The organism is Bacillus cereus group sp. N14 (assembly GCF_016483555.1).
Classification (GTDB): Bacteria; Bacillota; Bacilli; order Bacillales; family Bacillaceae_G; genus Bacillus_A; species Bacillus_A wiedmannii.
Map to the genome: position 1 here is coordinate 1 of NZ_JAEHBQ010000154.1, position 211 is coordinate 211.

Below are 211 nucleotides of genomic sequence, written 5' to 3' on the forward strand. Positions count from 1 at the left end.
CTGGGCTAGCTGGATTCGAACCAGCGCATGACGGAGTCAAAGTCCGTTGCCTTACCGCTTGGCTATAGCCCATTAATATTTACTAGTATGGTTATCTTTTCAAAAAAATAAACCCTCTCAGGTTATTTTTAAAAAAATGGTGGAGGGGGGCAGATTCGAACTGCCGAACCCGAAGGAGCGGATTTACAGTCCGCCGCGTTTAGCCACTTCG

1 tRNA gene is annotated in these 211 nt (G+C 46.9%); it reads right to left on the reverse strand.

Features of this window, described 5'->3' with window-relative positions:
- Positions 1 to 72, reverse strand: a tRNA-Gln gene (locus JDS82_RS29520).
- Positions 73 to 211 lie beyond the last annotated feature (139 nt).